Raw genomic sequence first — 6,000 nt, 5'->3', positions numbered from 1 at the left:
GTCAACGCAGATTTTTGCGTGAATGTCTTTTACAGCGAGATCCTTGACGGGAATTGAAATCACAAACTCTGTACCTTGACCTAAAGTTGAGTTGACTTCTAGAGTTCCAGAGTGTTTCTCGACTACGATTTCACGAGCTATCGCCAATCCTAGCCCTGTTCCTTGCCCTACGCCTTTGGTTGTAAACAGATACTCAAAGATTTTTTGCTTCACCGCCTCGGTTATGCCAATCCCATTATCTTGAATTCGGATGATTGCCTGAGATTCCGAAAATTCCGTCTTGACAGTAATCTGGTTGGGGTTGGCTTTTATCTGAGCAAAACTGCGTCCTTGATTTGATTCCTCAAGGGCATCGATCGCATTTGCCAGCAGATTCATAAATACCTGATTCAACTGTCCGGCAAAGCATTCTACCTGTGGCAGATCGCCATAATCTGTGATGACTTGAATTTCCGGGCGAGATTCGTTGGCTTTGAGGCGATGCTTGAGAATCAAGATCGTGCTGTCAATGCCGTCGTGGATATTGTAAGGAATGAGGCGATCGCAATCCGAACGCGAGAAGGTTCTTAAACTGGTACTAATTGTGTTAATGCGATCGACTCCTTCTTGCATCGAATCGATCAACTTGGGTAAATCCTCTTGTAAATATTCCCAATCTATTTCCTCCAGGAATGCTTGTAGCGTGTCACTTGGATAAGGGAGTTCTTTTTGGTAGAGAGCGAGCAGTTGAAAGATGTCTTTAATATAGTCCTGAGCGGGTTTGAGATTGCCAGCAATAAAGCCAAGCGGGTTATTAATTTCGTGCGCGACACCAGCGACTAAATTGCCCAAAGCAGACATCTTTTCGGTTTGGAATAACTGACACTGAGACTGTTGCAGTTGTGTGAATGCTGCTTCTAAATCAGCCGTTTGCTCAGCTACACGCTGTTCAAGATTTTTAGTTAACTGCCGTAGCTGCAAATGAGTTTTCACCCGTGCTAGCACCTCCTGTTCTTGAAATGGTTTGGTGATGTAGTCCACAGCACCCAGGACAAATCCTTTCACCTTACTGTCGGCATCCGAGAGAGCAGTCATAAAAATGATCGGAATACTGGCTGTTTTCGGATCTGCCTTCAGACGTTTGCAGGTTTCAAAGCCGTCAATTCCTGGCATCTGAACGTCGAGCAAGATCAGATCGGGAGGATAAGCTTGGACTCTCTTAAGAGCGCGATCGCCATCGATTGCGGTTGCTACTTCGTACCCCGCATCACTTAAGGTTTCACAAACCACTTCTAAGTTCGCAGGGGTATCATCCACCACCAGAATTAATTCAGGACTAGACATCGGCTTTCTTCTCTGTGAGGTGTTGTTGTAGCAACTCTTCAATCTCTTCGGCTTTAAATTGCTTGGCAAGCCGAATAATTTGTGAGGCAAAATCTGCGTAGCCAGGGTTAGAGTGAGCAATATGCTCTGTGTGTTCTCGGAGCCGTTTTAAGTTGCCTTTGTGTGCCATTTCTAGTAATGTATTTAACTCTACTGGGGAAGGAATAATCCGCCCTTCTGGGTTCTCTAATTGAGTCGCTGGGGTGGATGAACCAGACTCGTTTGAAGCTGTAATTTCATATTTCCACTTTAATTCTAAATGAGTGGCTAAGAGGTTAAATAATTCACTTACTTCCACTGGCTTGGCCAGAAAATCATTCCCCCCTGCATCTAAACTCATCTGTCGATAGGCTTGTGATACTGATGCGGAAGAGACTATGATCTTCTGGTATTGCAAATCCTTGGCACTGCGAATTTGTTTGAGCAGTTCAAAGCCGTCCATAACTGGCATCGCCAAGTCTGTAATTACTAAGTCAGGTTGAGACTGTCGTATTTTTTCCAATCCTGCTTGTCCATGTTCTGCCTCAGTCAGTTGGAATCCGAGTGGCTCTAACAAGTTGACGAGAACGGCTCGGTTTTCCCAGCGATCGTCTACCACCAGAATGCTGCGTCGTTGTCCTTCGTAACCAATAATTTGTTTTCCTGTTGTGAAGGAGTTTTGCTGTACCCAATCGGTGGCGATCGCCAGTTCCACCTCAAAAAAAAATTCACTGCCGACTCCGGGTTGGCTCTTAACTTGGATTTGTCCGTTCATAAGTTGGACAATCCTTTGGCTGATGGCGAGTCCTAAACCCGTGCCCTCGGTTTGGCGCTGGCGATCGCCCACTTGTTCAAAAGCATGAAAAATTTTATCCAATTGATCGGGCGCAATTCCTACGCCGGTATCCTCAATTTGAAATTTGAAAGAGCGAGTGGACGGATTGGGAGGATTCTCAATTACGGCAACCTTGAGCGTGACAGAACCTTTGTCGGTGAATTTAATCGCATTTCCCACCAAGTTGAGTAATACCTGACGCAGCCGTTTTTCATCAACAAAAATCCCTTCCGGCAACTGCCGATCGGGCTCGTAAACGAAGTCAATGCCTTTTTGGTCAGCACGAATACGGCAGATTTCAGCCACACCTTGGAGGAATGAGAGAAAGTGAATCGCTTTAGGTGTGAGTTCTAGTTTGCCGGCTTCAATTTTGGACAAGTCCAACACATCGTTAATCAGCGTCAGTAAATGAGAACCACACTGGTGAATGATTTCTACTCCATGACGTTCTTTCGCTGGCAACGCTTTGGATCGGTTGAGGATTTGAGCATAACCCAAAATACCGTTGAGAGGAGTGCGGAGTTCGTGGCTCATGTTGGCAAGAAAATCACTCTTTGCTTTGTTGGCATTGTCTGCTGCTTCCTTTGCAGACTTGAGTTCGGCGGTGCGTTGTTCAACTCGCTGTTCAAGCTGCTGGTTAGTTTGCTCTAGGGCGGTGAAGGAATCGCGCAACTGCTGCGCCATTCGGTTAAAGGATTGAGCAAGTACACCCAGTTCTTTAACGCCAGAGGCTTCGACGTTTTGGTCGAGTTTTCCTTCGGCGATGGCTTCCGATGCGTGACTCAGTAGCAAAATGGGTCGAGCAATCCAGCGCGAGGTGTAGATACCCAAAACCGTTGCCAGTGCTAATGCGCCTAAGCACAGCCAAATGGTGTTGACTGTGTTGGCATTAATTCGTCCCATGAAATCTGATTCGGGCATGGCGACGACTAGCAGCCAGTCCAATCCCCATTCGTCCTGCCAGGGAGTTACTTGAACAAACTCCCGCTCACCCTGGAGGCGAAAGTCTAGCTGCTGGACGGTTTGAATGGTTTTGAGAGCGCCGAAGCGATCGCGGAGATACTTGGACGTGGCTTGAATTAGGGGGTCCTTACTCTCAAAGCCCCGTAGTCGTTGAGGTTTCCCGTTGGTCACGGAAAACACGGGCGCATCGCTAGAGCTGGCAACGATTAATCCGTTACGCTCCAGAATGAACACTTTGCTGGATTGACTAACCTTAATTTCACGTAAAAAGTCACTAATTTGCGAAAGGCGCTGCTCCACTCCCACGCTGCCGATCAACTGACCATTCTTGTTATAGATGGGGCGACTCGTGGCGATCGACAACGGGTAGTTATTAGTCTCCCATTGATAGATCGCGCTCCACCCTGGTTTGCCGGTTTCGACACCTTTGGCGTACCAGCCTTCCTTCTGGAACTGATACGCTTTGGTGATTTCAAACATTTTAGTTGGCTTGCTTTGGTCATTCGTCATGTAGTTGTACAAATCAGGATTGCCGTACCGCTTCGGTAGCACCAGGCTAATGTCAGGATTGCCGTTGTTGGGAATGGTTGACTCGCGGTAATATCCCGATGCGATAAAGTCGCCCGTTTTAGAGCCGTAGAGGATATAGCCAACCTTATAGGTTTTTACTTGCTTGGCAAAGAATTGAGCTAGGCGATCGGCATCCTGTAAGTTCAACAATCCCAGGTCAATTTGCTCGCCGTTGATTTGGGTCAAATAGCGGGTTGCAGCGGCATAGCTGTCGAGGTGCTGATCCACACGGTTACTCACCTCCGTTTGCAAGTTAGTCGCTAGTTCATTCACTGCTTTTTGTCCATTTCGCAGCGACAGATACCCTGTTAATCCTACGGCCGCGAAGATTTGCAGGATGAATGGAACAACCAGACCGGTTCGCAGGGGAACCTTACTAAAGCCTTTAGCAACAACCATTGTGGACTTTGACAGCATAGCATTCAAAACAGTAAAGATAGGGTACAGGGCTGAGAGTTCCCAAACAAGGTTTAGAGCCACCAGATTTTATCTGCAATAAACAGGGAAAATATCGGATCGGGTTGGATTTCTAAACAAGCATTGCGGTTCAAGTTTTATAGCGTCAAGTTCCCCACCACTTGGTAGCTGAAAAACGCATCGACGCTAACAATTAATGTCGTACCTCTAACAACCAATCGCATCAGCAAGTTGCGAGTCGTTTTCTCTTGTTCATGGAGAGCAACAATGACTGAGTTGCTTGATGTGCCGTTGGTTGGTGGAGTGGCTGGGATATTGTGCTCGGCTCGGATCTGTTAGCCGAGTGTGATTTTTAGTCGATCGGGCAATCGTTCTGGCTCAAATTTAAAGGCGATCGCACGCACTCTACCAAAAATTTCTCAACCCCATTACAATCTAAGACTACCGCTTATAGAAAATCCCATAGAAAGCCGAGGGCTTCTAGTCGTGGGAGGAATCGGCTGACCCTTTAGGGTCAGTCCTTTTAAGTTTACGCCTCAGTCGCCTAATCAGAGTTCTTAGCACAACTGGTTTGATTGCTCACTTCGGACTCGTAATTTTCTTTAGTAATTATTTCTCTTCTTGAGTGACGCCAAACGTAATAAATACCTCGGGCTGGGGCATGAACAGATATCACAGTTAGAGATACCTTAATTATAATGGTTAAGGTATTGAACTACTTTAGCCTCTACAAACAAGTCAGTATTTGTATGTTCTGGATAAAAAGAATTAACTGTGAGGCCCCCGCTCAGATCTTTTTTGCCAACACCCCTGTTAACAACTATCGCTATTCTGTCACTCTGAGAGGAGTATGATAGCCTAAAATCCTCCAAACCGAGTTGCTATCTATGGATAAAGCCCGTCCACCTCGACCTACCATCAATTTTATAGATAAATATTGTGCTTCATCAATAAATTGGTTTTCAAATGTTAGGATTTTTGAGGTTTTGAAGCAACTACACGTATGGATCTTCTCCCCAATCGAACGTAAAACTTTACCAGGTATTGCCGAAGTAGTTGGATTAGCTAATGCACAATCGTTACATCATTTTTTAACTAAATATCCAAGAATAAAATTGACAATTAATAAGTCAAAGACTATGTTTTACTTTACAAAGATTAAAAATCACAAAAATATTTGTAATTTTTGATGAAGCCGGAGAAAAACATAAAGGAAGAAGTACCCATCATGTGAGTCGGGAGTATTTAGGGAAACTCGGAAAGATAGATAATGGAATTGTTGCGCTTCCAGCCGGCGAGCTAACTGATAATATAATTTTTCTGTTAATGTTTGCAACTTATAAACCAAAATCACGCCTCAAGTCAGGAGATTTATTATTCTAAACCTGAGATTGCAGCGAGGTTAGTCGAACAGATTCACCACAGGGGATTTCAAAGAGAGCTAGTATTAGCTGATGGCCTATATGCAGAAAGTGAGACAATTTTCTGAGGATACTTAGAACAATTAAAACTCAATTTTATTGTAGCGATTAGAAGCAATCATGAAGTAGGGTTACGACCAGGGCAGAGGGTTAAGCCAAATAAATGGCACAAATTCAATCGCATTTTTAGCAATAAGACTCAAGAAAATCGCTTGATAAGAGAAATAATTTTGGGCAAAAAAAATATTGAAGATATTGGGAAGTTACCACAGACCCAGAAACTTTACCGCAAAACTCTACTTGGTATGTGATGACAGAAATTACCAACCTTAGCTATAAAAATGTCGGGAATCTATACGGCTGTAGAAATTGGGTAGAATATGCCCCAATACGGTTCATTTAAGGATCAAACCGTGGTAAATTAGGTATTGTGTCCAAAAATGGAGAGCAAGT

The 6,000-nt window shown here is 44.6% G+C and carries 2 protein-coding genes; both read right to left on the bottom strand.

Annotation, left to right across the window (positions count from 1 at the left end; all coding sequences use genetic code 11):
- A partial coding sequence (locus QUA23_RS24400) for a response regulator (RefSeq protein WP_333110547.1) occupies window positions 1-1,323 on the bottom strand: 1,323 nt, incomplete at its 3' end.
- Window positions 1,316-4,189: an ATP-binding protein gene (locus tag QUA23_RS24395; protein ID WP_333074717.1), complete on the bottom strand. Its 2,874-nt coding sequence runs from the start codon at window positions 4,187-4,189 to the stop codon at window positions 1,316-1,318. The genes QUA23_RS24400 and QUA23_RS24395, both read right to left, overlap by 8 nt.
- Window positions 4,190-6,000: the final 1,811 nt, after the last annotated feature.

The organism is Microcoleus sp. Pol1C5, assembly GCF_036701115.1.
In the GTDB taxonomy this organism is placed as follows: domain Bacteria; phylum Cyanobacteriota; class Cyanobacteriia; order Cyanobacteriales; family Microcoleaceae; genus Microcoleus.
The sequence above is the reverse complement of the archived record's forward strand: the minus strand, read 5'-3'. Positions and strand labels throughout refer to the sequence as shown.